Below are 25,315 nucleotides of genomic sequence, written 5' to 3'. Positions count from 1 at the left end.
AATGTTGAACTATATCAAGCTGATCGCGCTTGGTTTGATCACGCTCTTTGCGATGATTGCTGCAAGCTATGCGCGCGATTTAGCCTACCAGGTTCACGCCATTCTTATCATGGCGGTATCTGCCGGGCTCTTCCTATGGACGTTGCGGAACACCGATGAACCGGTGCCGGCGGCCGTTCTCGAAACAAGCTACATGGACGGTGTGATCCGCTACGGCGTAGTCGCAACGGCGTTCTGGGGTGTGGTCGGGTTCCTTGCGGGAACCTTTATCGCGTTTCAGCTCGCGTTTCCGGCGCTGAACTTTGATTGGGCGCAAGGCTATGCGAACTTTGGACGTCTGCGCCCGCTGCACACATCTGCGGTGATTTTCGCGTTTGGCGGCAACGCCTTGATCGCGACATCGTTCTACGTGGTGCAACGGACCAGCGCCGCGCGTCTTTGGGGCGGGAACACGGCTTGGTTCGTGTTCTGGGGCTATAACCTGTTTATCGTTCTGGCGGCGACGGGGTATCTGCTGGGCGCAACTCAGTCCAAGGAATACGCGGAACCTGAATGGTATATTGACCTTTGGCTGACCATTGTCTGGCTGGCGTATCTGGCGGTTTTCCTCGGCACGATCATCAAGCGTAAAGAGCCGCATATCTATGTGGCCAACTGGTTCTTCCTGTCCTTTATTGTCACTGTTGCGATGCTTCATGTGTTCAACAACCTGAGCATCCCTGTCTCGGTCTTCGGATCGAAATCCGTGCAGGTTTTCGCGGGTGTGCAGGATGCGATGGTTCAGTGGTGGTATGGCCACAACGCGGTGGGCTTTTTCCTGACCGCGGGCTTCCTCGGCATGATGTACTACTTCGTTCCTAAGCAGGCGGAACGCCCGGTCTTCAGCTACAAACTGTCGATCATCCACTTCTGGGCACTGATCTTCCTGTATATCTGGGCGGGACCGCACCACTTGCACTACACCGCCCTGCCGGATTGGGCGTCGACCCTTGGCATGGTGTTCTCGATCGTACTGTGGATGCCCAGCTGGGGCGGCATGATCAACGGTCTGATGACGCTGTCTGGCGCATGGGACAAGCTGCGCACCGACCCGGTGATCCGGATGATGGTGATCTCGCTTGGCTTCTACGGCATGTCGACCTTCGAAGGGCCGATGATGTCGATCCGCGCAGTGAACTCGCTGTCGCACTACACCGACTGGACCATTGGTCACGTGCACTCCGGCGCGCTTGGCTGGAATGGCATGATTACTTTTGGTGCTCTGTACTTCCTCGTGCCCAAGCTCTGGAACCGTCAGCGGCTTTACAGCCTTAGCATGGTCAGCTGGCACTTCTGGCTCGCCACAATCGGTATCATTCTCTACGCGGCCTCGATGTGGGTCACGGGGATCATGGAAGGCCTGATGTGGCGCGAAGTCGATGCGAACGGGTTCCTTGTGAACAGCTTTGCCGACACCGTAAGCGCGAAGTTCCCAATGTACGTGGTGCGTGCTCTGGGTGGGGTCATGTACCTCGCTGGTGCGCTGATCATGTGCTACAACCTGTGGATGACTGTTAAGCGCAGCCCGGCAAAAGATGCCGTGGCCAGCTCAGCAGCTGTCGCGGCCGAATAAGGAGGCTTGGACAATGGGTATTCTTGACAAGCACAAGGTCATCGAAACCAACGCGACACTGTTGCTGGTCCTCAGCTTCCTTGTCGTGACCATCGGGGGATTGGTGCAGATTGTGCCGCTCTTCTATCTCGAAAACACCATCGAAGAAGTGGATGGGATGCGTCCCTACACCCCTCTCGAACTGGCGGGACGGGACGTCTATCTGCGCGAAGGTTGCTATGTCTGCCACAGCCAGATGATCCGTCCGATGCGCGACGAGGTTGAACGCTACGGCCACTACTCACTGGCGGCAGAGTCGATGTATGACCACCCGTTCCAATGGGGGTCCAAGCGGACCGGACCGGACCTTGCCCGCGTCGGTGGCCGCTACTCGGACGATTGGCATGTCGATCACCTGCGCGATCCGCAGTCTGTCGTGCCGGAATCGGTGATGCCGAAATATGGCTTCCTCGAAGCGACACTTCTGGAAGGCGAACATATCGGTGACGTCATGGCGACCAACGCATTTGTCGGTGTGCCATACACCTCGGAGATGATCGAAGCAGCGCGTGCAGACTTCCGTGCGCAAGCTGATCCGGACAGCGACTTCGACGGTCTGCTTGAGCGGTATGGCGAAAGCGTGAATGTGCGCAACTTTGACGGTCAACCGGGCGTGTCAGAAGCAGATGCTTTGATCGCCTATCTGCAAGTGCTGGGCACAATGGTCGACTTCTCGACATTCACCCCAGACGCAAGCCGCTAAGGAGGAAACTATGGAAACCTATTCTTTCCTTCGAGCCTTCGCTGACAGCTGGATGCTGCTCGTCCTGTTCCTGTTCTTTGTCGGGGTCATCTTTTGGGCCGTACGCCCCGGCAGCAACAAGACACATCGCGACACAGCCAACATCCCGTTTCGCAATGAAGACAAACCCGCCGCATCCAAGGAGGCGAGGCCATGAGTAAGAAAGACGACGATCTTGATTATGAAACCACCGGTCACGAGTGGGACGGGATCAAGGAATATAACAAACCTCTGCCGCGCTGGTGGCTGTGGACCTTCTACGCCTGTATCGTGTGGGGCGTGCTGTATTCGATCGCGTACCCGGCATGGCCCGGTATCAAGTCTGCCACCCCTGGGCTTCTCGGGTTCTCGACCCGCGCCGAGGTGGCCGAAGATATCGCACGGTTCGAAGAGGCCAATTCTGGGATCAACGCGCAGCTGGCCTCTGTCGAACTGACCGAGATCGCACAGGATGCAGATCTGAACCAGTATGCCCAGAACGCAGGTGCTGCGGTGTTCCGCACATGGTGCGCCCAGTGCCACGGCTCTGGTGCGGCTGGTGCCAAGGGCTATCCGAACCTGCTGGACGACGACTGGCTCTGGGGTGGGGATATCGAGGCGATCCATGCAACCATCGCGCATGGTATCCGCAACGAAGAAGACCCTGATGCCCGTTGGTCACAGATGCCGGCTTTCGGCGAAATGCTGGCCGAAGACGAGATCAGCCAAGTGGTCAACTACGTGATGTCGCTCTCAGGTGAGCCGCAAGACGCCTCAATGGTGGCTGCCGGTGAGACCGTGTACCTCGACAATTGCGCGGCGTGCCACATGGACGACGGCACAGGCGACCGTTGGCAGGGTGCACCGAACCTGACGGATGCGATCTGGCTCTATGGTGGCGACTACGCGACCCTGACCGAGACAGTGACCTATTCGCGCTTTGGCGTGATGCCGCCTTGGACAGAGCGTCTGACAGAGGCCGAAATCCGCGCTGTGGCCAGCTATGTGCATGGTCTCGGCGGCGGCGAAGCCCCGGTCGAATAACCCCATACCATCTGGCCTTCGGGCCAGATGGGAAAGCGCCGGTTCCTCTTTCTGTTCGCGCGTTTCGAGGCACCGGCGCTTTTATTTTGAGAGGCTGATTATCACCTGCCACCGCGCCACGGCCACCGCCCGGCGCGGTTTTTGTTTGCCTGCCCGTGCCAGATGCGCGGCGGCTGATACACAACCGGATCAATCACCGCCAGTCCTCCCACCGCTTCGGTCCGTCCTGCGCGCGCAGGTCTTCACGATACCATGATTTGGGCATCAATGGCTGGTAGCGGCTCGGGGATACGCCGCTTGCCCGGAAGAACGTTTTTGCAAATGTGGTGAACATGTCGGTCTCCTGTGATCTCTGTGTTCCTGCGCTCATACTTGCGTTTTGGTGCAGCAAATGCGACTCAGGGATAAATCCAACGTGTAAGGTGAGATTACATGGTTGATTGGTCCCGGCTGCCATCGCTTTCCGCCCTGCGGGCGTTTTGCGCTTTTGTCCAAACCGGATCGGTGACCGATGCCGGGGCTGCGCTGAATGTCAGTCACGCCGCCATTTCCCAGCAACTGCGCAGTCTTGAGACCCATCTTGGAACTCCCCTGTTCGACCGTTCAAGCCGGGCGTTGGAGCTGACTGACGGCGGGCGCGACCTTGCCCGCGCCTTGGAGGACGGCTTCACCAGAATTTCCGCCGGGGTTGAAGCGCTGACAAATGCCGATGCGCATAGGCCGCTCAACGTGGGGTGCACGCCGACCTTTGCCAGCGCGTGGTTGATGCCGCGCCTTGGCAGTTTCCAGATGGAGCACCCGGGCATCGACATGATCGTCACGCCAAGCCCGGTTCTGACAGACCCATCCCCCGGCGGCATCGACGTTGCGATCCGCTATGGCTCGGGTGGTTGGGCCGGGCTTGAGTGCGAACGTTTGATCGACTCATCGCTTGTGGTCATCGGAGCGCCGTCATTGTTCAAAGGACCAGCGCCATCCGAGCCGCGTGACCTGATCGACTACCCGTGGCTTGAAGAATTGGGCACGACGGAATCTTCGGCTTGGCTGACCCAGCACGGGCTTGCCGATGCGAAAGTGCTGTCGCGGACCCATGTTCCGGGAAACCTCATGCTCGATGGGGCGCGAAACGGGCAGGGGGTTGCAGTGTCCACGCGAATCGCCGTCGCAGAAGACCTTGCCGCAGAGCGCCTCATAGCCGTTTTCGAAGATCGACTGGATGCCGGGTACAATCTTGTCACGCGGCCTGGTGTGCAGCGTGCCCCGCTCAAGGCGTTTTTGCGCTGGATCCGAAGGGAAGCGGTAAAAACCTGAATTAAAGATACAGTATTTGATGCAAGTCAAAGTCTGGCGCCGCTGCCCCTGAGAAAAGACGATCAAGCCAATCCGTCTTTGGGAGCCAATTCGCTCGTGCCTCAAGCAGAAAACCAAACGCCGCCGAACCTTTACGCCCCACGGGAACCGATTTTCCCCAAGCGTGTGAATGGCAGTTTCCGCAGCTTCAAATGGATCATCATGATCGTCACGCTGGGCATTTATTATGTCACTCCGTGGATCAGGTGGGACCGTGGCCCGCAATTGCCGGATCAGGCGGTCCTAATCGACCTTGCCAACCGGCGTTTCTTTTTCTTCTGGATCGAAATTTGGCCGCACGAATTTTACTTCGTCGCAGGCCTGCTCATTATGGCAGGGCTTGGCCTGTTCCTGTTCACCTCGGCGCTGGGCCGGGTCTGGTGTGGCTATGCCTGCCCGCAAACCGTGTGGACGGACCTCTTCATCCTTGTCGAACGCTGGATCGAAGGCGACCGCAACGCGCGTCTGCGCTTGCACCGGCAGGAAAAAATGGATTTCCGCAAGGCCCGCCTGCGTCTGACCAAATGGGTGTCGTGGTTCTTTATCGGCCTCGCCACTGGCGGGGCGTGGGTGTTCTACTTTGCTGACGCGCCAACGCTGCTGCGCGATCTGGTGACAGGTCAGGCGCATCCGGTGGCCTATACGACCATGCTGATCCTGACCGCGACCACGTTCTTCTTTGGTGGCTTCGCCCGTGAACAGATCTGCATCTATGCCTGCCCGTGGCCCCGTATTCAGGCGGCCATGATGGACGAAGACACGCTGACCATCGGCTACCGCGAATGGCGTGGAGAGCCGCGCGGCAAGCATCGCAAGGGCGATGGGGCCGAGCAACTTGGCGACTGCATCGATTGTATGGCCTGTGTGAACGTCTGCCCGATGGGCATCGACATTCGCGATGGGCAACAGATGGAGTGTATCACCTGTGGCCTGTGCATCGACGCGTGCGATGACATCATGGAAAAGATCGGCAAACCACGTGGTCTGATCGACTATCTGGCGCTGTCGGATGAGCCGCGAGAACGGGCCGGGGAAAAGCCGCGCACCGCATGGTTCCACATCTTCCGCGTCCGCACGATGATGTACACCACACTCTGGGCACTGGTGGGCATCGGTCTGGTTTTTGCGCTGTTTATCCGGCCAGAGATCGACATGACCGTGGCACCGGTCCGCAATCCGACATTTGTGACCCTGTCGGATGGTTCAATCCGCAACACCTATGATGTGCGTCTGTTGAACAAACACGGCGAAGACCGGCCTTTCCGGGTCTCTGTGACCGGGCACCCGGCCTTGCGGGTTCAGCTTGAGGGCACGCCGTACGAAACTGTCGATGTCCCCGCCAACGAAACTTTCCTGCAACGGGTTTATGTCGTCGCTGCACCGGGATCAGACCCGGCCGAAGACGAACGCAGTGACATCCGGTTCTGGGTCGAAGACCTGACCAATGGCGACCGCGCCTACACCGACACGATCTTCAATGGGAGAAGCAACTGATGACCAAGGAATTCAAACTCACCGGCTGGCATGCGTTGGCCATTTTCGGCGGCTGTTTTGCGGTCATCATCTCGGTCAATCTGGTGCTCGCCTATTCTGCGGTGAAAACCTTTCCGGGGCTTGAGGTGAAGAACTCGTATGTCGCCTCGCAGAGCTTTGATGCGCGTCGTGCACAGCAGCAATCTCTGGGCTGGGAGGTGTATGCCGAAGCCAAGGGCGGTCTGCTGATCCTGAGCATCAAGGACGGCGAGGGTAAGCCTGTGCAGGCTGGAACGCTCGATGCTGTTCTTGGCCGGGCAACCCATGTTCAGGACGACCGTACACCGGATTTCGCTTTTGACGGTCGGGCGTATGTGGCGCGTGAAACACTGGCCCCGGGCAACTGGAACATCCGCATGAAAGCCACATCGCTGGACGGCGTTGCCTTTGAACAGCGCGTTGTCCTGCACGTCGAAAGCTGATCCATGACCCTCGCGATGCGCCCACCGACGTCGGCCTGTCCCGCCTGTTCCGCCGCACCTGCGGCCGAGGCTTTGGCCGAAGCGGCCGTTCCCCAAGACGTCAATATCGTCCTGTCTTTGCCATCGATCCACTGCGCCGCCTGTATTTCCGGCGTGGAGCGGATCCTTGGCGCGACCGAGGGTGTCAAAGGTGCACGGGTAAACCTCACGCTTAAGCGGGCGCAGATCGAAGCGGAATCGGACGTTACGGCAGACGACCTGATCAGCGTGTTGGAGCGTGCCGGTTACGAGGCCCACGAGCTGGATACGACGGCGCTGCGGGCCACCGATACGGATAAGGCAGGTCGCGATCTGCTGATGCGCCTGGCGGTGTCGGGCTTTGCGGCAATGAACATCATGCTGCTGTCGGTCGCTGTGTGGTCGGGGGCCGATGGCCCGACACGGGACATGTTCCACTGGATCTCCGCAGCCATCGCCTTGCCCACCATCGCGTTTTCAGCACAACCGTTCTTCAAGCATGCGTGGACCGCACTTAGGGCAGGGCGGCTTAACATGGATGTGCCGATCTCGCTGGCCATCGGTTTGGCGGTTGCGACATCGCTTTGGGAAACGTCGTTGTCTGGCGAACACGCCTATTTCGATGCGGCGATCACCTTGACGTTTTTCTTGCTGGCGGGGCGGTATCTGGACCACCGCACGCGCTCTGCTGCCCGATCTGCTGCCGAAGAGCTCGCCGCGCTGGAAGTGCCGCGTGTTTGGCGCGTGACAGATTCAGGCGAAGAACAAATCGCCATGTCTGCACTGGTTGTTGGCGACCTGATCCGGGTGCGTCCCGGTGGTCGGATGCCTGTGGATGGTGAAATCGTCGAGGGCCAATCAGAGCTGGATCGGTCGCTGCTGACAGGAGAGACACGTCCGATTTATGCGGGTCCCGGTGCAACGGTGAGCGCAGGTGAGGTAAACCTGACCGGCCCACTGACCATCCGGGCCAATGCAGTTGGACGGGACACGTCATTGCACCGCATGGCTGATCTGGTCGCCATCGCTGAATCCGGTCGGTCGCGCTACACCTCGCTGGCAGACAAAGCGGCCAAGCTTTATGCGCCGGGCGTCCATATCCTGTCGGCTTTGGCATTCCTTGGCTGGTATTTCTATACCTTTGATCTGCGCACCGCGCTTAACATCGCGGCGGCGGTTCTGATCATCACCTGCCCGTGTGCACTTGGGCTGGCGGTTCCCGCGGTGACTACGGCGGCGTCCGGGCGTCTGTTCCGCAAGGGATTGCTGATCAAGGATGCAACCGCGTTGGAGCGGATGGCACAGGTGGACACGGTGGTGTTCGACAAGACCGGTACACTGACCGCTGGCACACCCGAGGTCGTTAACCTTGGCGATCACTCGCGCCGCGATCTTGGCATTACTCTCGCCTTGGCGGACGGGTCATCACATCCGTTGTCGCAATCTCTGGCCGAGGCCATCCGTGACGTAGGGATCGCTCCGGCGAAGGTCACGAATATCACTGAGCGTCCGGGTCACGGCACCGAAGGTACATGGATGGGCGAGACGGTACGCCTTGGCCGCGGCAGTTGGGTTGGTGGCGGCGACAGCACCGAGACCTGTGCTTGGTTGCGCGTCGGAGACACTGTGGCCGATCCGTTCCGCTTTGCAGACCAGATCCGCGATGGGGCGGAAGCCTTGGTGGCACAGCTGATGGAAGACGGGTTTGAGGTCATCCTGATGTCGGGCGACACCACGCCTGCTGTGGAAGCATTTGCGCACCGGATCGGCATCAGCAAATGGGTTGCTGAGGCGCTTCCACAGGACAAGGCGGCGCGGATCGCGCAGCTGACCGACAGTGGCAAACACGTACTGATGGTAGGGGACGGGCTGAACGATACGGCTGCCTTGGCTGGCGCACATGCCTCGATCTCGCCGGCCAGCGCATTGGATGCGGCACGTGTGGCGTCAGATGTGGTGCTGCTGGGCAAGTCGCTAGAGCCGATTGCCGATGCGCTGTCCACGTCACGCGTGGCCATCAAGCGCATTCGTCAGAATTTCACCATTGCGACGTGGTACAACATCATCGCTGTGCCATTGGCGGTGGCAGGTCTGTGTTCGCCGTTGATCGCCGCCTTGGCGATGTCCAGCTCTTCGATTACGGTGTCGCTGAACGCCCTGCGCCTCAAATGAACCGGAGCCTTCGATGAACGTCCTGACCTATCTGATTCCTGTATCGCTGATCCTAGGCGGGATCGGGCTGGTGGCTTTTGTGTTCACGGTCAGGTCGCGACAATACGAAGACCCGGAAGGGGCTGCACAGCGTATCCTGTCAGACGACTACGACGACCGCCCCAAAAGCTGATCCTTTGTGGGTCAGCTTGGCCCGATCATAAAGCACGTGACCTGCCGCGCCTGAAGCCTGCGGCATGCGAGGTCTGCTGAATCGCGGGTCAGGCCCATGAAGTTGGCATCAAAGCCGCGCGATCCGTTCACGATCTTGCGAAGGGAACCATCGAGAGTGGCCATTTCGGCAAGCGCGGTTTTCAGAAGCGCCTTTTCGGCAGCATGACGGCTGGAGAAGCGCCCGACATTGATACCCCAATGCCGCCCGCCAGAGGTCGAGATGCGCGTGACGACTTCAGCCTCGCGCTTGGGCGCGGGGGCTGCTGGAGCAGCCTGTCGTGCCGTGGCTGATGCGAGAACCAGTGTTCTTGGCCGGACAACCGGTTTGACCGAAGCGCTGGGTGCGGCTTGCTCGCTGGACAAGGCCGCGTCTACCGTGGCCTCTGATACCGGTGTGGCTAAGGCAATCTGTGCTGAAGTGGCTGCCACGTCTTGCACTTCTGCTGTCTGGACGTCCTCGAGAACCGATTGAATGTCCTGTTTCAATTCAGCCACCAGCGCATCCGGCAGGATCGGTTCCGCCACCGGTCGTGCGGTTGGGCGCAGGCTTGTCTTCACGGCGGCGGCGACCACGCGAATGGATTTCGCCCGTGTGTTTGTTGACGGTGTTTGGCTGCGTGCGATCACAGTTTCGGTTGTAGCCGATGTGTCCGGGCCAAGGTACGGCGGTTTGCGTGGTGTACGCAGCGCCATGCGGCTAGGGGCCTTTTTGAATCCAAGGTCCATCAGCTTGGCCACCTGCGCATTGCGCGACGCGGTTGAGTTGCCGCCGAACACGGTCACGATGATCCGTTCGCCACCGCGTTCAGCGGATGCGGTTAGGTTGAAGCCGGCCGCGCGCGTGTAGCCGGTCTTGATCCCGTCGGCCCCTGCATAGCTGTCCAGAAAGCGCCGATTTGTATGGGCGACGGTCTTGATCCCCGCATCCGTGCTGCGGCGCGAGAAAAGGTTGTAGTACTGTGGGTAGTCGTACAGCACATGCCGCCCAAGAATCGTCATGTCCCGCGCGGTTGAAAGATGCCCGGATTCGGTGAGACCATGCGCGTTCTTAAAGGTAGTCCGGGTCATGCCAATCGCTTTGGCGGTCCGGTTCATACGCCGAGCAAAAGCCGCTTCGGAACCGGAAATCGCTTCGGCCAGCGCTGTTGCCGCGTCATTGGCCGACTTGATTGCAGCGGCCCGCACAAGATAGCGCAATTGGATCGTGGATCCTGCGCGCAAGCCAAGCTTTGACGGGGGTTCTGCCGCGGCTTTCTGAGAGATGCGGACTTTGGTGTCCATGCTGATCTCGCCGTTCTGAACAGCTTCGAAAACCACGTAGAGCGTCATCATCTTGGTCAAAGAGGCTGGGTGAAGCCGTGTGTCTGCGTTGTCCGAATGGATAACCTCACCGTTTCGGGAATCCATCACCATCGCAGCATAGGGTGCTGCCATGGCGCTCATTGGCACCAATATGGCCAACCAGATTGCAGTGATCACGTACAGGCCAATTCGGCCCGGCTTTCTACGCCGTCCCGTCACGATTTTCCGCCTTCTCTGCCTCAAGCTGCCGAATTTTTCCGGTCAGCATTATTATTACAGAAAACGTAGCACAGGCGCGGAGACCGATAAAGTCCTTATTTTTATATCTTTTTCTCGATCATAACCTGCCCGACCCCAAGATGTTGGGGGAGGATTCAATCTGCCAACTAGGGCAGCCATTGTGGCAAGAATGTGGCGAACGCGATCAGCCGATATCTGCCACCAGCGATGGCAAATCACCCAGATCAGCAATTTCTAGGAAGCGTGGATTCTTTGGCGGTTCGGCTTTTTCGAGATCCCATTCAAGGTCATGAGGGACGAACACACCCCAACTTCCGGCCGTAACGGCGGGCACCACGTCTGACTTCATCGAGTTGCCGACCATCATTGCAGCTGCAACGCCTCCGGAATGACGTCCGAAAACGGTTTGATAAGTCTCGACTGATTTTTCGGACACGATCGCCACATCATCAAAGAGCTCGCCCAGGCCGGATTGAGCGAGCTTGCGTTCCTGATGCAGCAGGTCGCCTTTGGTAATCAAAACCAGCCGGTGGCTTTGCGCGAGTGTCTCGACCGTCGTCTGAACATGAGGCAGCAATTCGATGGGATGGGCTAGCATATCTTGCCCGGCATCCAGGATATTGCGGATCACATGACCGGGAACTGCGCCTTCTGTCACATCGATTGCAGTTTCGATCATCGACAGCACAAAGCCTTTCACACCGAACCCATAGTGGCCGATATTGCGCCGCTCGGCCTGAATCAAACGGTCATGCAGTAAAGATTTGTCCGTGTAATCAGACAGTAACTCTTCGAACCGCTCTTGAGTGAGTTTGAAAAACCGCTCGTTATGCCAAAGCGTATCGTCGGCATCGAACCCGATTGTTTGCAGCTTTCGCATCATAGCGGGGCACGCGCCTCTTTTCTCGAAGTCAGGACAGGTTATATAGAGCCATCAAGGATATGGAACCCGAGGTCCAGACCCAAGCATGAGACACCTGTCGGCCAAAATCACGTCGTCCCGCCCATTGGCCGGGCCACCGTCTAATGATGACAACGATACTGGGGTCGTCGTCGAGACGCGTGCCAAGACGAAACGTCCGCCGCTTTACAAGGTGATGTTGCTGAACGACGACTACACCCCGATGGAATTTGTCGTGCATGTGCTGGAGCGGTTCTTTGGCATGACCCATGCGCAGGCGTTTGAGATCATGTTGACCGTCCACAAAAAGGGCGTCGCGGTTGTCGGTGTATTCAGCCACGAAATCGCGGAAACCAAGGTGGGGCAGGTGATGGACTTTGCGCGTCGTCATCAGCATCCGCTGCAATGCACCATGGAAAAGGAATAACCGGGCCTCAGTTCCGGATCTCCCATGACATCAGCTCGATTAGACCACGCGCTTGAAACAGGCGCGCTAACCCTGTCCGAGGGTGCACGCATTGTTTTGCTGGAACCGGCGGTTGACGCTGATTTGTCCAGCCTTGCTGCGTACGACATCTCTGTTCAGCAAAATTTCAAACCGGCCTTCGATCAGTTCGAGGCAATGGGGCACGTTGTGACCACCGTTGCGCACGGCCCTGCCGATATCGTCCATGTCACGTTGCCGCGCAGCCGAGAACTTGCGCGGGGTTTGTTGTCACAGGCCGAAGCGATTGCCGGTCAGGGCCTTGTGATCGTGGATGGTGCCAAGACCGACGGCATCGACGCAATGCTGAAATTCGCCAAGAGCAAGGTCACAATCGAAGGCCAGATGTCCAAAGCGCATGGCAAGATATTCTGGTTCACAGCACGCAGCGCATTTCAGGAGTGCGCCTTGCCGGACCCTGCACCAATCGCGTCGGGGTGGACCACGCAACCCGGTGTTTTCTCTGCGGATGGGCCTGACGACGGATCCCGGGCACTTGTCGAAGCGCTGCCAAAGGCGCTCAAAGGTCATGGCGCAGACCTTGGTGGAGGCTGGGGCTACTTGACCCGTCACCTTCTTGATCTGCCCGGTGTAATCCATGTCGATCTGGTCGAGGCGGACAGGCGTGCGCTGACCTGTGCCGAGAAGAACGTCCATGATGATCGGGTCAGCTTTCATTGGGCCGACGCGACCACGTGGGGCAAAGCGGGTGCTCTGGATTGGGTTGTGATGAATCCCCCCTTCCACACCAGCCGCACGCCCGATACGCAGTTGGGACAAGCTTTCATCCGGTCCGCCGCACGTTTGCTGCGTCCGAAAGGCTCGCTCATTCTGGTGGCCAACCGACACCTACCTTATGAAACCACGCTCTCGGAGTGTTTTCAGCAGGTCGCGGAACTGGACGGCAACAACCGGTTCAAGATACTTCAGGCAGATCATCCAAGAACTTCGGAAAAACCCGGCCGCGCGAAACGGCGTTGAGGGAGCCTCAGAATGTCATTTTCCATCGAAGGCAAGACAGCCATTGTCACCGGCGCCGCAAATGGTGTTGGTCTCGCGATTGCGCGGCATTTCGTCGATCAGGGGGCAAATGTCATGTTTGCCGACATGGATGAGGCACGCCTGTCGCATGAATGTGGCGAGATCGTAGAAGAAGACGGCAACATCCGTTACTTCGCAGGCGATCTCCGTGAGCGTCTGACACTGGCCAACCTGCTATCCGCGACAATCGACGCATTCGACCGCGTCGATATTCTCGTGAATGGCAGTCGGCAGGTCCTGCCGTCCGATCCGCTCGAGCTTGATGATGCCTCGCTTGAAGCGCTGATGTTGCAGAACGTGACCAATACGTTTCGCCTGTCGCAGATGGTGGCCAAACGCATGATCAAGCAGGCCGCCGACAAAGAAGACGGTCAGGCCGGGGCCATCGTAAATCTGTCATCTATCGCGGCGCGGCGAACACAGCCTGAACTGCTTGGCTTCTCGGTTTCGATGGCGGCCCTTGACCAACTGACCCGATCACTGGCGGTGTGCCTGGCAGAACACCGGATTCGTGTGAATTCGGTCGCTCTGGGGTCGGTGATGTCGGCCAGCCTTGCGCAAGCGCTCAAGGAACATGATGATTACCGAAAAGAGATCGAAAGCAACACGCCCCTTGGCCGGATCGCAAGCCCTGCGGAACTGGCACAGGCGGTGCAGTTCCTAGCTTCGGAAAGCTCGGGATTCATCACCGGGCAAATCATGACCATCGACGGCGGCCGAACCTTGATCGACCCGGTCAGCGCCCCTGCACACTGACCGTTTTCGCCGCAGACCCAAGCCCTTGGAGTGGCTTGTGATTCTCGTGATGCATTGTACTGTCCCGTCAGAAATATAGGACAGTGACATGACGGAAAACTTTGACACCGAAAAAGCGCGCGCCTCTGCGTGGTTTCGCGAATTGCGCGATCAGATCGTTGCCGCGTTCGAAGGGCTGGAGGACAGCCAAAACACCGGACCGTTAAGCGATGCCGCTCCGGGACGCTTTGAAGTGACCGAAACCAAACGCCATTCCGACGACGGCTCAGATGCGGGCGGCGGTTTGATGAGCGTGATGCGGGGCGGTCGGGTGTTCGAAAAGATCGGCGTCAATGTCTCGTCCGTCTATGGCACGCTGGGTGAACGGGCGCAGCACGCGATGGCGGCACGCAAGGGCATTCCCGGTATGAAAGACGATCCGCGCTTCTGGGCGTCGGGCATCAGCCTCGTGGCGCATATGCAAAACCCGCACGCTCCGGCGGTGCACATGAACACGCGGATGTTCTGGACACCGCATGCGTGGTGGTTCGGCGGCGGGTCTGATCTCAATCCCTGCATCGAATACGCCGAGGATACCCAGCATTTCCACGACACCCAGAAAAAGCATCTCGACCCGCATGGAGAGGCCTATTACCCGCGCCTTAAGGAATGGGCTGACGAGTATTTCTATGTTCCGCACCGGGGTCGGGCGCGGGGTGTCGGTGGTATTTTCATGGATGACCACAACACAGGTGATTGGGAAACCGATTTCAGCCTGACACAGGATATCGGACGCGCGTTTCTGCCCGCCTATGTGCCATTGGTCGAAAAACGCCGTGTGCAGGACTGGTCGGACGCCGACAAGGACACGCAATTGGTCCATCGCGGGCTTTATGCTGAATACAACCTTGTCTACGACAGAGGCACGAAGTTCGGGCTTGAAACCGGGCATGACGCCAATGCCGTGCTGATGAGCCTGCCGCCTTTGGCCAAGTGGGTCTGATTTATTTTTCTGCCTCTGCGCTGCGGGCTTGATCCTGCATAGAGGCATACGCATCTGCTAGTGGCCGGTCGCCGCGCTGCCGGATGGTCCGGCGCGCCAAGCCGCCGGCGTCCCGATAGGTTGGACGCCAGCCATGTCTCTTTTCGACATTGATATTTCTGCTCGTGCTCAGGCACGGGCCTCTATTCTTATTTCCGCCTCGCGTGAGGCGGTCTGGGCGCGGATTTCGGATCCCGAAACTTGGCCGGACTGGAACAGGGACGTCGAGTGGGTCGGCGCGGTCGGGTGCGTGACGGTCGGCACCAGATTCGAATGGCGCGCTGGAGGCATGACCATCCGAAGCACCGTGCAGGCATTGGACGCGCCAAGCTTTATCGGCTGGACGGGTAAGACGACGGTGGTTTCGGCACGACACATCTGGCGCTTGACCGCCGAGGGGGCAAACACCCGGGTCGAAACTGCGGAATCGTTTCGAGGGGCATACGCAACGCTTCTGACGGGCCATGCAAAGCGCACAATTCGAAAAGCGCTGGAGCAGGGTTTGGCCGATCTGAAGTCCGAATGTGAAGGACGCCGCCCGCGTAGAGCTGCGTGAACGATGTCTGGGCCTAAGCGTCCCGCCACGTTCCCGGAGCGATCCCGTCCAGCGACCATTCACCGACGGACCACCTGACCAGCCGTAGGCAGGGCAGGTCGACATGAGCCGTCATCCGGCGCACTTGCCGGTTGCGGCCTTCGGTGATCGTCAGGCGCAGCCACGCGTCAGGCACCGTCTTGCGATAACGAACCGGAGGATCACGGTCCCACAGAGCCGGCGGCATGATCTGTTCGACCTGCGCGGGTCGGGTCGGGCCATCCTTCAGGACCACGCCTTTACGCAACTGCTCAAGCTGATCGTCAGTTGGATGGCCTTCGACCTGCGCAAGATAGCTCTTGGGCGACCGGAACTTGGGATTGCTGATCTTGGCCTGCAATTTCCCGTTGTTGGTCAGCACCATAAGCCCTTCGCTGTCCCGGTCCAGTCGCCCCGCAGGATAGACGCCGGGCACGTCAATAAATTCGGACAAGGTGCGTCGCGTCGTGCCTTCGGTGCCTTTGTCGGTGAACTGCGATAGAACATCGAAGGGCTTGTTGAACAGAATGATACGGGTCACGAACCTGTCCCCCGTTTGGCGGCAAAAAAATCGACTAGCAATTGTTCGGCCTCCGACGCGCTCACACCGTCATAGACCTCGGGCACATGATGACATTGCGGATGCGAGAACACCCGCGCGCCATGTGCAACGCCGCCTGACTTGCTGTCCTGCGCCCCATAATAAAGCCGCCGGATGCGGGCGTTTACGATCGCACCCGCGCACATCGGGCAGGGCTCCAATGTCACATAGAGATCGTGATCTGTCAGCCGTTCAACACCCAGCAGGGCACACGCATCGCGGATCGCAAGAAGCTCTGCATGGGCTGTGGGGTCATTCAACTCTCTTGTCCTATTGCCCGCCATAGAGACAACGGTTCCATCGGCTGCCACGACAACGGCACCAACTGGCACTTCGCCTCGGGCGGCGGCTTCGCGGGCTTGCTCCAGCGCCAGCGACATATTCGAACGGAACACCATGCCCCCGTAATAGACCGCGCAATCGGCTTTCCCAAGGGGCTGAATTGGACTAAGCCGCTGGTTATGACACAGAACCCGCCCCCCGGTGATCGCATCGCCAAAGTCATTGCCCGCGCTGGTCTTGCCAGCCGTCGCGAAGCCGAGCAATTGATCCTGCAGGGGCGCGTGTCCGTAAATGGCAAAACCATCTCAAGCCCGGCCCTCAATGTCACCGCGTCTGACAAGGTGGTGGTCAACGGCAAGGTAGTCGGGACACCGGATGAGCCGCGCCTATGGCTGTATCACAAGCCCGTTGGGCTGGTGACGACGACCAAGGATGAACAGGGGCGGCCAACAATCTTCGACAAGCTGCCAGAGGAGATGCCCCGTGTCATGAGCGTTGGACGGCTCGACCTCAATTCCGAGGGTTTGCTGCTGCTGACCAATGATGGCGGGATTAAGCGCAAGCTGGAACTGCCCTCGACCGGATGGCTGCGCAAATACCGCGTGCGGGTCAAGGGGCAACCCAAGGACGAAAGCCTCGAGCCGCTGCGCAAGGGCATGGTCATCGACGGAGAGCGGTTTCAGCCGATGGCGGTGACACTGGATCGGCAGCAGGGCGCGAACGCCTGGCTGACCATCGGTCTGCGTGAAGGCAAGAATCGCGAAATTCGCCGTGCCCTGGCGGATATCGGTTTGACGGTGAATCGCTTGATCCGTATCTCCTATGGCCCGTTTCAACTTGGGCAGTTGAAACCCGGAGAGGTCGAGGAACTGCGCCGTAAGGTCGTCCGCGACCAATTGGGACTGGAATCTCCTGATCCCGAGAACGCAGTTAAGTCTTTGAAAGGAAAGCCTGGTTTGGTGCGCAGAAAACCTCGCCCAACCAAGCCCAGAAAGACTCCCTGATCTTACCCTTTTGACGCCTATTTTCCGCCCGGTTTTCTGGCGACACAGGCGTCATGTTGATTACATTCATCACCTCCGCCGTGCTTGTGACCTCGGTCCTTCTGGTTCTGTCGAACCTCGGGACGGTTGCAGATGATACATCCAAAGCGCTCCGTGGCGCGATGCAACGCATTCGTAGCGAAGGTGCAATGGCATCTTGGGTTGCCTTCTGCATCCTCTGGTTAACCATTTTTGCATTGGGGTTGTTGTGATGGAACTTCGGTCGATGCGCCTGTTCGACAACCAACGCAGCGCAGCCTTGGGCAAGGTCGCTCCGGCCGAAGATGTGCCGGTCGGGTTCATGGTACTTGCGACCTGTCCTCTGATTCTGTGGTTGCTTGATGGAACCGTTGCGGGGTTTGCATCGGCGATCCTGATCATTTCTCTGTTCGGTGTCGGGCTAATGTGCCTATCTGTTGGGCAGAAAGCGCATATCGCCTATGACATGGCCGAAGTTGCCGCGCGTCCGCAGATCCCTTTCAAACTCATCGGCAGCACCATTGTGGCTTTGGTGGTAGGACTTTTGGCAACCACCAAGATCATGGTCCCGGCCGTTCCGCTCGTGATCGCGTTGTCGACCTTTATCCTGTGCCTGATTTCGTTCGGTCTCGACCCGATGCGCGACAAGGGAATGGACAATCCGGCGACGAAACTGCGGATCATCAATACCGGTATCTATCAAGAGTTCGAAGACCGCTGCGACGCTCTTCTTCAGGCCCTTGTGCCGTTACAAGACGACGATCTTTATGAACGCACCCGCGTTTTCGTGAACACGATTATGGGGCTTTTGGGCACGATTGATGTTTCAACGCCAACCCTGCAGCGCATCGCACCCTCGGTGACCAAGCTGCTCGATAAGCTTCAGAACGAAGTGGTCGCTTTGTCTGACGCGCCTGACGGAAAAGTGACCCCCTTTCAACGCCGCAAGTTCCTGATCAAGATTCAGGCGCTGGTCGATACGTTTGAAACCCGCGCCCGCCAGCGTGGGATCGGACAGGGTCGTGACAATTTCGAACTTCAGACCGACCTCTTGTTCAATCGCATGAATCGCTACCGCGCCGCATGAGCGGAACTGCGCCGACTTCCCCCTAGTAAGCCATTGGCACATCCCCTAAGTTTCTTTCAACACTTGGGAAAGGGGGTCTCATGTCCGGTGCCGGCCTGCAGAAAGTCAGCTATGTCCTTCTGATCGTGCTCCTGTTCGGAGTGACCAGCGGTTGGCTGGGGGGACTCTGACATGGCTCAGCGCTATGGCGGCAAATACAGCCCGAACGAAGCAGCCTCTCAATCCGAAAAAGTTTCGCCGTCCGGTGCATACAAAGGCGCAACCGTTGATCCGGTTGGAGCGCGCTCCAACGTTCTTTTCGTACCGCCCATCGTTCTTGCCGCCACGTCGATCAACGAGGGCGCTATCGGTATGGGGCTTGGGCTTGTAGGGGCGGGTGCCCTCCTGCTTGGAGCCTGGCTTTTGCGGGGCGGTCTGACAGCCGAGGCTGCCTATAACTCGCGCAAGGTTTCGCGCCGACCGGCATTCCCGCGCAAGATCGCGGCCGCGCTTCTGGCTGGTGTAGGTGTCGGCGTCGCAGCATTTGCCAATGAACCGGGCCTGGTGGCCCCGATTATCTTCGGAGCGGCCGCAGCCGCGCTGCATTTGGGTGCATTCGGCATTGACCCTTTGAGGGACAAGGGGATGGAAGGGATCGACACCTTCCAGCAGGATCGCGTGGCCCGGGCCGTCGATGAGGCCGAAACCCATCTGGCCGCCATGCGCGATGCCATTACCCGGTCTGGTGACCGAGCCATGATCGCACGTGTCGAACGGTTTCAGGCCACCGCAAAAGACCTATTTCGCACGGTGGAGGACGACCCCAGAGACCTCACATCCGCGCGCAAATACCTGAGCGTGTATCTGATCGGCGCCCGCGACGCGACGATCAAGTTCGCAGACGTCTACGCCCGGACGCAGGACGCGCAGGCGCGCAAAGATTACGAATCCCTGTTGGACGATCTGGAACAAAATTTTTCAGCACGCACACGTAAGATGTTGCTGGACGATCGCTCCGATCTCACGGTCGAAATCGACGTTTTGCGCGACCGTTTGCAGCGTGAAGGTGTCCGAATTGATCGGGACATGAAATAGAGTAGAAAATGTTTTGTAGAGGAAATCTCGATGTCTGAAACAACCCGCGCCAAAGCCCAAGATACGCTTGCTCTGGTCGAAGAAGTGAATGCTGTGATCCTGCCGGAACCCAAAGCCGCGGACGCCATTGTGCCTCTGGCGCAAGCAGATCCCGCCCTCACCGAGGAAATCCGGTCGCGCATGGCCGAAATCGACATGACAGATACCCAGTCCATCGTGTCTTTCGGGTCCAACGCGCAGGCGGAATTGCAGGAAATCTCGCAAGCGATGCTGGCCGATGTGCGGAATAAGGACGTGGGTCCTGCCGGTGACAGTTTGCGGGGCATCGTCAGCACGATCCGCGGTTTCTCGGTGTCGGAACTGGATGTGCGCCGCGAACGTAGCTGGTGGGAAAAACTGCTAGGCCGTGCTGCACCGTTTGCGAAATTCACCGCGAAATTCGAAAAAGTGCAGGGTCAGATCGACAAGATCACCGATGATCTTCTCAAGCACGAACACACGCTGCTCAAGGACATCAAGTCGCTTGATCTGCTCTATGACAAGACCCTGCAATTCTACGACGAACTGGCGCTTTACATCGCCGCTGGTGAAGAAAAGCTGCAGTCGATCGACAGCACCGACATCCCGGCCAAAGAGGCCGAGGTTCAGGCCGCACCGGAAAACGATCAGGTGATGAAGGCGCAGGAACTGCGGGATTTGCGGGCCGCCCGTGACGATCTGGAACGGCGGGTGCACGACCTGAAACTGACGCGGCAGGTGACGATGCAATCGCTGCCGTCGATCCGTCTGGTGCAGGAAAACGACAAGTCGCTGGTCACCAAGATCAACTCCACGCTGGTCAACACCGTGCCTCTTTGGGAAACTCAGTTGGCGCAGGCAGTCACCATCCAGCGTTCAGCTGAAGCGGCGGCAGCGGTGCGCGATGCCAATGATCTTACCAACGAGCTTTTGACATCCAACGCCAAGAACCTGCGCGAGAGCAACAAGCTGATCCGCGAGGAAATGGAACGCGGCGTTTTCGATATCGATGCGGTCAAACAGGCCAATGCTGATTTGATCGGCACGATTCAAGAGAGCCTGCAGATCGCGGACGAAGGCAAGGCCAAGCGCGCCGCTGCCGAAGCCGAGCTCAAAAAGATGGAAGCCGACCTGCGCGATACGCTCGCCTCTGCCAAAGCGCGCCGGGACGGTATTGGCGACACCACAGCTGCATCTATGCCGGACCAGTAAGATCGTGCAGCGGCGCTGGTCTCATATTCTGTGGTCCTGCGCCGCGCTTGCGGCCTTGTCTGCTTGCGATGCCTTCATGACGGATGCCGTGCCTGCGGATACCAAGCCGCAGGCCCGCCCCGAGCGCCCGCAATCCGAGGTCCCGGCCAAGACTGCCACTCCATCGGCACAAGCGATCGAGCTGCGCCGGTATTATGCGCGGGTGCAGGAAGACCTGCTGGCACAGGGTCTGCTCCGGACTGACGGGGGTGGCGTCGACACACCCTTCACCGATCAGATGCTGGCGCGGAATTTCGAACGCATCGCACTGGCCGAGGAATACACGCGGGGTGCAGGATTGCAGCCGTCCAGCGGAGATTTGGGCGATATCAAGAAATGGACGGTCCCGGTGCGCGTCGGTGTAACCTTCGGTGACAGCCTGTCAGCGGCAAATCAGGCCAAGGACCGCGATATCCTGTCAAGCTATACACGTCGGCTTTCACGCGTGTCAGGTCACCCCATTTCGCTTGTTTCGTCGCAGCCCAACTTTCATGTTCTGGTCATGGGCCAAGACGACAAAGACCAATTGCGTGCTACGCTGGACAGCATCGCGCCAGGTATGGAAGCCTCGAGCCGAGCGATCTTTCTGAACCTGCCGCGTGCCATCCATTGTCTTGTCGTGGCCTTCGCCGACAGTAACGCAAGCAGCGCCTATCGTCAGGCGATTGCTTTGGTGAGGACGGAACACCCCGACCTCACCCGGCAGGCCTGCATCCATGAAGAGCTCGCGCAGGGGCTTGGCCTTGCCAATGATGACCCCAATGCCCGGCCGTCGATTTTCAACGACGACGAGGAATTCGCGCTGCTCACAAACCATGACGAACTTCTTTTGAAAATCCTTTATGACCCTCGCCTGACCCCCGGCATGACCGCGGACGAGGCACGCCCCATCGTGCAAAGCCTCGCCCAAGAGCTTGTCGACGGTGGACCAAGCTGACTGAACGGAGAGCCCCTATGCCGATTTTTGATTTCCTGAGTGGCCAATTCATCGACGTCATCCATTGGACGGATGACACCCGCGATACGATGGTCTGGCGGTTCGAGCGCGAGGGCCACGAGATCAAGTACGGGGCCAAGCTGACCGTGCGTGAAGGGCAGGCGGCGGTGTTCGTTCATGAAGGCCAATTGGCCGATGTGTTCACACCCGGTCTCTATATGCTTGAAACCAACAACATGCCCATTCTGACCTCGTTGCAACACTGGGATCATGGCTTCCGCTCGCCGTTCAAATCCGAGATTTACTATGTGAACACCACACGGTTCCAAGATCTCAAATGGGGCACCAAGAACCCGATCATCTGCCGCGATCCCGAATTTGGCCCTGTGCGCCTGCGCGCGTTCGGCACCTATTCCGTGCGTGTGATCGATCCGGCGAAGTTCCTGATCGAAATCGTCGGCACGGACGGCGAATTTACCATGGACGAGATCAGCTACCAGATCCGAAACATCATCGTGCAGGAGTTTTCGCGCACCATCGCTCGCGCGGGCATTCCGGTTCTTGATATGGCCGCCAACACGCGCGAATTGGGCAAACTTCTGGGCAAGGAAATCGCGCCCATGCTGGCGGAATACGGTCTTGAGCTGCCCGAACTCTATATCGAGAACATCTCGCTTCCTCCGGCTGTCGAAGAGGTTCTGGACAAGCGGTCATCGATGGGGGTCATTGGCAATCTGAACCAATACATGCAGTTTCAGGCGGCCGAAGCTTTGGGCAAAGACGGAGCCGGCGCCGCCGCTATTCAGGCGGGTCTGGGTGCTGGTCTTGGAATGCAAATCGGACACGCAGCAGCGCAGGCCGGTCCGTGGGGAGGCCCGACGCAGGTGCAAAGCGCAGCCGTTCCCCCGGCGCGCCAGATGCCGCCCCCGCCGCCGGTCGAACATGTCTGGCACGTGGCCGAGAACGGCGAAACAAAGGGGCCCTTCTCCAAGGCCGCTTTGGGCCGCATGGCCAGCCAAGGCGGCCTGACGAGGGAAAGCTATGTCTGGACGGCTGGGCAGGACGGTTGGAAAAAGGCCGAAGACGTGATGGAACTGGCGCAGCTGTTCACTGTCCTACCACCACCCCCGCCGGGCGCTTAAAACCTATGGGGAGTGCACCTTTATGCGGTCTGTTCGGTCGGATCGACGTTGCGCAAACCTGTTTTGGAATGGACCAAAGCAGGTCTCGCCTTGTCGAAAGATCGGCATGATTCAGTCAGCCGACCATGCCGCATCAATTTGCAGCCAGCTTCCATTTGACCACAGCGTTTTTCAGCGCATTCGAGGCGTCGTTGAACTCGTGGTCCAGCATTGCCAAAGCCGTGTCCTTTTGGCCTTGAGCCGCGATCTTGGCAACGCGGCCAGCGCATGTGTGGAACGCAGCATGCAGGTCGATGGTCTGGCGCGCCTCGGGTTGCGCTCGCACGTGGCTGGGCAAGCTGTCCAACCAGCGACCGAAATCGCAGACATGGCAATCCCCGGCGGTTTCGATCATCTCAGAACTGGTGCCTTTCTGGGCCGCCATCCGCAGCCGGAGCTTCCAAGCGCCATGAGCTCCGATAGCTTCGTTCAATTGCGTATAAAGGTCTGTAGGGGCCATGATGTATCCTTTTCATCCAATGTCCTTTGCGTGAACGACCTTTATCGCCGCATATTTAGACACTGAGACGATCTGGCATGTCAGAAACCCAATATCGCTTTCCCTGTGAAAACTGCGGCGCGGATCTTCGGTTCGATCCTGCGGGAGGGCGGATGCTTTGTGATCACTGCGGTGCGATCGAGGAGATTTCCCAGTCGGGGCCTTGGTCTGGTGGCTCCATCCGCGAAATTGATTTCGAGGCGGCAATTGCCAATCAGCTTCCGTCGCAGGACATGGAAGAAACACGTGTCTCAAAATGTTCCAATTGCGCAGCCGAAGTGGAATTCGACCCCGGTGTTCACGCCGCCGAATGTCCATTCTGTGCGACACCTGTCGTCACTGACACCGGTCCCAATCGCCACATCAAGCCGAAGGGTCTGCTGCCCTTTGCTTTGGATGAAAAGGACGCCCGAAAAGCCATGACCGATTGGCTGGGGCGGCTTTGGTTCGCGCCCAACGGATTGCAGGACTACGCCCGCAAGGGGCGGAAGATGACCGGGATATACGTGCCATATTGGACTTTCGACGCAGAGACGAAATCATCCTATCGGGGCGAGCACGGCACTGTTTACTATGAAAATCAGAGGGTTGTGCGGAACGGAAAATCAGAAACCGTGCGCGTCGCCAAGGTGCGTTGGCGTCCGGCCTCGGGGCATGTCGCACGGTTCTTTGATGATGTTTTGGTCCTTGCGTCACGCTCTTTGCCTAAGAAACATACTGATGCGCTGGAACCGTGGGATTTATCGGAACTTGAACCTTACCAGCCAGAATACCTCGCGGGGTTCCGGGCTGAGGCATATGGTGTTGCGTTGGACGACGGGTATCACGAGGCGCGCGCCTACATGGACCGCATTATCGTGCGCGATGTGAAATTTGACATCGGCGGAGATCGCCAACGTGTCCATGATATCGACACACGGGTGTCAGAAGTCACGTTCAAGCACGTTCTGCTTCCAGTCTGGCTTGCTGCGTACAAGTACCGCGGGAAAAGTTATCGGTTCGTCGTCAACGGGCGGACAGGTGCAGTGCAGGGCGAACGGCCTTGGTCCGGGTGGAAAATCGCCTTTGCCGTTATTCTTGGTCTGATTCTTGCGGCGGGCGTGGGATACGTCGCCGCGATGAGTCAGTGATCGTCAGACCAGCATCCCACCATCGGTATCATCTCCGGCCTCTTCCAGAAGCAGGCTCATATCGGGCACCATGATGTGACGCTTGCCCTCAAGGTGGATGATTCCGTCTTTCTTGAGCGCGGACACCTGTCGCGACACGGTTTCAAGGGTCAGCCCAAGGTAATCCGCCATCGCTTCGCGTGTGAGGGGGAGGTCGAACGTGACCGGCCCGTCAAGCCCGCCCATGTTGAGCGTTGCATCGCGACGGGCGATAATCGACAGCAGAGACGCAATCTTTTCGCGTGCGGTCTTGCGGCCCAAAACCAGCATCCATTCGCGCGCCGCATCCAGTTCGTCGAGCGTCATCTGAAGCAGCCGCTGTGCGATATGCGGTGTGCGTTCCATCAGGTCTTCGAACGGGCTTTTTCGGAAGCAGCACATGACCATGTCCGTGGTCGCCACAACGTCATAGGCCGCCGTCGCACGCCCCGGGCGGCCGACGAAATCGCTTGGCAGCAAAAGGCCAACCATTTGTGTGCGCCCATCTTCCATCGTCTGAGTCAGTGTCGCGATCCCTGACACGACGGACCCGACAAAATCCATCCGGTCCCCGGACCAGATGACTGTCTGTCCGGCCTCGAAGCGACGGTAGTACTTGATGTCTTCAAGATGCGCCAATTCGTCTGTTTCACACCGGGCGCAAACCGCGCGGTGGCGGATCGGACAATCGTTGCAATCCTGCGTGACGGAGAGATGATCTTCTTTCAACATGGCTTTCGTCTTGATCTGCATCAAAGTTGATTTGGTGTTT

At 58.6% G+C, this 25,315-nt stretch carries 29 protein-coding genes; 22 read left to right on the top strand and 7 right to left on the bottom strand.

Translation table 11 applies throughout. The annotated features are described in order from the left end of the window. The first annotated feature begins 1 nt into the window (after window position 1). The 4 genes from ccoN to ccoP are packed head-to-tail and all read left to right on the top strand — an operon-like array spanning window position 2 to window position 3,416. Entirely contained in the window at window positions 2-1,612 is a 1,611-nt protein-coding gene (gene ccoN / locus MCRY_RS04795) for a cytochrome-c oxidase, cbb3-type subunit I (RefSeq protein WP_085628338.1), read from the top strand. Window positions 1,613-1,625: 13 nt separating this feature from the next. Next, complete coding sequence (gene ccoO, locus MCRY_RS04790; RefSeq protein ID WP_085628337.1) at window positions 1,626-2,354, top strand: cytochrome-c oxidase, cbb3-type subunit II; 729 nt, start codon at window positions 1,626-1,628, stop codon at window positions 2,352-2,354. Between the two features lie 10 nt (window positions 2,355-2,364). Next, on the top strand, window positions 2,365-2,550 hold the full coding sequence (locus MCRY_RS04785; RefSeq protein WP_085628336.1) for a cbb3-type cytochrome c oxidase subunit 3: 186 nt from the start codon (window positions 2,365-2,367) through the stop codon (window positions 2,548-2,550). Then, the gene (gene ccoP, locus MCRY_RS04780; RefSeq protein ID WP_085628335.1) at window positions 2,547-3,416 is read left to right on the top strand and encodes a cytochrome-c oxidase, cbb3-type subunit III; all 870 of its coding nucleotides are present in this window, start codon (window positions 2,547-2,549) and stop codon (window positions 3,414-3,416) included. The genes MCRY_RS04785 and ccoP overlap by 4 nt, the downstream gene beginning before the upstream one ends. A 193-nt stretch (window positions 3,417-3,609) precedes the next feature. Here ccoP and MCRY_RS22815 read toward each other — a convergent pair whose 3' ends face one another. Further along, on the bottom strand, window positions 3,610-3,750 hold the full coding sequence (locus tag MCRY_RS22815) for a hypothetical protein (RefSeq protein WP_171046124.1): 141 nt from the start codon (window positions 3,748-3,750) through the stop codon (window positions 3,610-3,612). 98 nt (window positions 3,751-3,848) lie between these two features. Here MCRY_RS22815 and MCRY_RS04775 point away from each other — a divergent pair, with 98 nt between their 5' ends. The 5 genes from MCRY_RS04775 to ccoS all read left to right on the top strand — a co-directional run bounded on the left by MCRY_RS04775 (window position 3,849) and on the right by ccoS (window position 9,083). Continuing rightward, entirely contained in the window at window positions 3,849-4,727 is an 879-nt protein-coding gene (locus tag MCRY_RS04775) for a LysR family transcriptional regulator (RefSeq protein ID WP_085628334.1), read from the top strand. 96 nt (window positions 4,728-4,823) lie between these two features. Further along, a complete protein-coding gene (gene ccoG / locus MCRY_RS04770; RefSeq protein ID WP_085628486.1) occupies window positions 4,824-6,260 on the top strand; it encodes a cytochrome c oxidase accessory protein CcoG in 1,437 nt (478 codons plus the stop codon). Continuing rightward, on the top strand, window positions 6,260-6,721 hold the full coding sequence (locus tag MCRY_RS04765; RefSeq protein WP_085628333.1) for a FixH family protein: 462 nt from the start codon (window positions 6,260-6,262) through the stop codon (window positions 6,719-6,721). The genes ccoG and MCRY_RS04765 overlap by 1 nt, the downstream gene beginning before the upstream one ends. A gap of 3 nt (window positions 6,722-6,724) precedes the next feature. Next, window positions 6,725-8,911, top strand: a complete 2,187-nt coding sequence (locus tag MCRY_RS04760) for a heavy metal translocating P-type ATPase (protein WP_085628332.1) — start codon at window positions 6,725-6,727, stop codon at window positions 8,909-8,911. 13 nt (window positions 8,912-8,924) lie between these two features. After that, window positions 8,925-9,083 (top strand): cbb3-type cytochrome oxidase assembly protein CcoS, encoded by a 159-nt coding sequence (gene ccoS, locus MCRY_RS04755; protein WP_085628331.1) that lies wholly within the window; start codon window positions 8,925-8,927, stop codon window positions 9,081-9,083. An 11-nt stretch (window positions 9,084-9,094) separates the two neighbouring features. Here the strand turns inward: ccoS and MCRY_RS04750 are convergent, their stop codons facing one another. Continuing rightward, the gene (locus MCRY_RS04750; protein WP_420890821.1) at window positions 9,095-10,645 is read right to left on the bottom strand and encodes a D-alanyl-D-alanine carboxypeptidase family protein; all 1,551 of its coding nucleotides are present in this window, start codon (window positions 10,643-10,645) and stop codon (window positions 9,095-9,097) included. A gap of 205 nt (window positions 10,646-10,850) precedes the next feature. After that, complete coding sequence (locus MCRY_RS04745) at window positions 10,851-11,549, bottom strand: HAD family hydrolase (RefSeq protein ID WP_085628330.1); 699 nt, start codon at window positions 11,547-11,549, stop codon at window positions 10,851-10,853. Window positions 11,550-11,634: 85 nt separating this feature from the next. On the opposite strand from MCRY_RS04745, the gene clpS reads away from it, so the two are divergent. The 5 genes from clpS to MCRY_RS04720 all read left to right on the top strand — a co-directional run bounded on the left by clpS (window position 11,635) and on the right by MCRY_RS04720 (window position 15,425). Further along, on the top strand, window positions 11,635-11,994 hold the full coding sequence (gene clpS, locus MCRY_RS04740) for an ATP-dependent Clp protease adapter ClpS (RefSeq protein WP_085628329.1): 360 nt from the start codon (window positions 11,635-11,637) through the stop codon (window positions 11,992-11,994). Window positions 11,995-12,018: 24 nt separating this feature from the next. Continuing rightward, window positions 12,019-13,032 (top strand): class I SAM-dependent methyltransferase, encoded by a 1,014-nt coding sequence (locus MCRY_RS04735; RefSeq protein WP_085628328.1) that lies wholly within the window; start codon window positions 12,019-12,021, stop codon window positions 13,030-13,032. A 12-nt stretch (window positions 13,033-13,044) separates the two neighbouring features. Further along, window positions 13,045-13,848 carry an SDR family NAD(P)-dependent oxidoreductase gene (locus MCRY_RS04730; protein ID WP_085628327.1) on the top strand — a complete coding sequence of 268 codons (804 nt, stop codon included), beginning with the start codon at window positions 13,045-13,047 and terminating at the stop codon, window positions 13,846-13,848. A gap of 88 nt (window positions 13,849-13,936) precedes the next feature. Continuing rightward, entirely contained in the window at window positions 13,937-14,830 is an 894-nt protein-coding gene (gene hemF / locus MCRY_RS04725; RefSeq protein WP_085628326.1) for an oxygen-dependent coproporphyrinogen oxidase, read from the top strand. 133 nt (window positions 14,831-14,963) lie between these two features. Beyond that, a complete protein-coding gene (locus tag MCRY_RS04720; RefSeq protein ID WP_085628325.1) occupies window positions 14,964-15,425 on the top strand; it encodes an SRPBCC family protein in 462 nt (153 codons plus the stop codon). 13 nt (window positions 15,426-15,438) lie between these two features. Here the strand turns inward: MCRY_RS04720 and MCRY_RS04715 are convergent, their stop codons facing one another. Continuing rightward, window positions 15,439-15,984 (bottom strand): pseudouridine synthase, encoded by a 546-nt coding sequence (locus MCRY_RS04715; protein WP_085628324.1) that lies wholly within the window; start codon window positions 15,982-15,984, stop codon window positions 15,439-15,441. Beyond that, window positions 15,981-16,442 carry a nucleoside deaminase gene (locus MCRY_RS04710; RefSeq protein ID WP_085628323.1) on the bottom strand — a complete coding sequence of 154 codons (462 nt, stop codon included), beginning with the start codon at window positions 16,440-16,442 and terminating at the stop codon, window positions 15,981-15,983. Before MCRY_RS04710 ends, MCRY_RS04715 begins: the two co-directional genes overlap by 4 nt. A 63-nt stretch (window positions 16,443-16,505) precedes the next feature. Here MCRY_RS04710 and MCRY_RS04705 point away from each other — a divergent pair, with 63 nt between their 5' ends. The 7 genes from MCRY_RS04705 to MCRY_RS04675 all read left to right on the top strand — a co-directional run bounded on the left by MCRY_RS04705 (window position 16,506) and on the right by MCRY_RS04675 (window position 22,857). Further along, window positions 16,506-17,330 (top strand): pseudouridine synthase, encoded by an 825-nt coding sequence (locus MCRY_RS04705; RefSeq protein WP_085628322.1) that lies wholly within the window; start codon window positions 16,506-16,508, stop codon window positions 17,328-17,330. Window positions 17,331-17,383: 53 nt separating this feature from the next. After that, a complete protein-coding gene (locus tag MCRY_RS04700; RefSeq protein WP_085628321.1) occupies window positions 17,384-17,581 on the top strand; it encodes a hypothetical protein in 198 nt (65 codons plus the stop codon). Next, on the top strand, window positions 17,581-18,435 hold the full coding sequence (locus tag MCRY_RS04695; protein ID WP_085628320.1) for a hypothetical protein: 855 nt from the start codon (window positions 17,581-17,583) through the stop codon (window positions 18,433-18,435). The genes MCRY_RS04700 and MCRY_RS04695 overlap by 1 nt, the downstream gene beginning before the upstream one ends. 171 nt (window positions 18,436-18,606) lie before the next feature. Then, window positions 18,607-19,509, top strand: coding sequence for a 5-bromo-4-chloroindolyl phosphate hydrolysis family protein (locus MCRY_RS04690; protein ID WP_085628319.1), 903 nt, complete (start codon window positions 18,607-18,609; stop codon window positions 19,507-19,509). A 30-nt stretch (window positions 19,510-19,539) separates the two neighbouring features. Beyond that, window positions 19,540-20,739 carry a toxic anion resistance protein gene (locus MCRY_RS04685; protein WP_085628318.1) on the top strand — a complete coding sequence of 400 codons (1,200 nt, stop codon included), beginning with the start codon at window positions 19,540-19,542 and terminating at the stop codon, window positions 20,737-20,739. A 76-nt stretch (window positions 20,740-20,815) separates the two neighbouring features. Further along, complete coding sequence (locus tag MCRY_RS04680; RefSeq protein ID WP_085628484.1) at window positions 20,816-21,715, top strand: DUF2927 domain-containing protein; 900 nt, start codon at window positions 20,816-20,818, stop codon at window positions 21,713-21,715. A 17-nt stretch (window positions 21,716-21,732) separates the two neighbouring features. Then, complete coding sequence (locus MCRY_RS04675) at window positions 21,733-22,857, top strand: SPFH domain-containing protein (protein ID WP_085628317.1); 1,125 nt, start codon at window positions 21,733-21,735, stop codon at window positions 22,855-22,857. Window positions 22,858-22,990: 133 nt separating this feature from the next. Here the strand turns inward: MCRY_RS04675 and MCRY_RS04670 are convergent, their stop codons facing one another. Further along, the gene (locus MCRY_RS04670; protein WP_085628316.1) at window positions 22,991-23,356 is read right to left on the bottom strand and encodes a CZB domain-containing protein; all 366 of its coding nucleotides are present in this window, start codon (window positions 23,354-23,356) and stop codon (window positions 22,991-22,993) included. 77 nt (window positions 23,357-23,433) lie between these two features. On the opposite strand from MCRY_RS04670, the gene MCRY_RS04665 reads away from it, so the two are divergent. Then, entirely contained in the window at window positions 23,434-24,525 is a 1,092-nt protein-coding gene (locus tag MCRY_RS04665) for a TFIIB-type zinc finger domain-containing protein (protein ID WP_085628315.1), read from the top strand. Between the two features lie 3 nt (window positions 24,526-24,528). On the opposite strand, the gene fnrL is transcribed toward MCRY_RS04665, so the two are convergent. After that, window positions 24,529-25,275 carry a transcriptional regulator FnrL gene (gene fnrL / locus MCRY_RS04660; protein ID WP_085628483.1) on the bottom strand — a complete coding sequence of 249 codons (747 nt, stop codon included), beginning with the start codon at window positions 25,273-25,275 and terminating at the stop codon, window positions 24,529-24,531. Between the last annotated feature and the right edge of the window lie 40 nt (window positions 25,276-25,315).

It is taken from the genome of Marivita cryptomonadis (assembly GCF_002115725.1).
GTDB lineage: Bacteria > Pseudomonadota > Alphaproteobacteria > Rhodobacterales > Rhodobacteraceae > Marivita > Marivita cryptomonadis.
The sequence above is the reverse complement of the archived record's forward strand: the minus strand, read 5'-3'. Positions and strand labels throughout refer to the sequence as shown.